Source organism: Sphaerospermopsis reniformis (genome assembly GCF_005402885.1).
GTDB classification, from domain to species: Bacteria; Cyanobacteriota; Cyanobacteriia; order Cyanobacteriales; family Nostocaceae; genus Sphaerospermopsis; species Sphaerospermopsis kisseleviana.
In genome coordinates, this window is record NZ_BJCE01000521.1 from 1 (window position 1) to 817 (window position 817).

Genomic DNA, 817 nt, shown 5'->3' on the forward strand with positions numbered 1-817 from the left:
TGCTAAACCTGCTATTTCTGCACTTGTTAAATTTAATGTTCCCGCAATTTCATTACCTAAAGTGATATTTCTGTTTGCGGTTGCAGATTGAATGGTTAAATTTCCTGTTCCTGTTGTTGTGGTGGGTGATTCTGGTAATTTTATATCATCTGCTGTTAATGTGACGTTATTATTTCCTGCTGCTACATTGCCATTAAATTCTATGTTTCCAATATTGGATTTTAATTCTTGATTACTATTGTTACCTGTGAGGTTGACATCTCCATTGTATGTTTGATTTCCTGCTGTTGTAATATTGTTGGCAATGTTCGTATTTGCAGCTGTTGTGGTTAAGCTATTGACATTTACTGCATTACCAAATGTTAAATTTCCTGTACCTGCATTCAGGGTTAAATGACTATTACCATCTACAGTTTCATTAAAGGTAATTTCATTTCCTGCTAATGTGGGGTTATTCGCAATGGTGACATTATCGTTATAAGTCTGACTTCCAGTGGTGGTAATATTGCCATTTAATGATGTTGTTCCACCTACATTTGTTAGTAAACTTGCAGCGTTAACGGTGTTAAATGCGGTTATCCCTGTACTATTAGCAATAATATTTGCTAATGCTGTCGTGTTACCTATTGCTTGTGCAAATGTTAAATTTCCTGCACCTGCATTCAAGGTTAAATTACTATTACCATCTACAGTTTCATTAAAGGTAATTTCATTTCCTGTTAATGTGGGGTTATTCGTAATGGTGACATTATCGTTATAAGTCTGACTTCCAGTGGTGGTAATATTGCCATTTAATGATGTTGTTCCACCTACATTT

General features: G+C 34.9%; 1 pseudogene. It reads right to left on the reverse strand.

Annotation, left to right across the window (positions count from 1 at the left end):
* Nucleotides 1-817 (reverse strand): annotated as a pseudogene (locus FFR48_RS28175) (hypothetical protein); the annotation flags it as partial.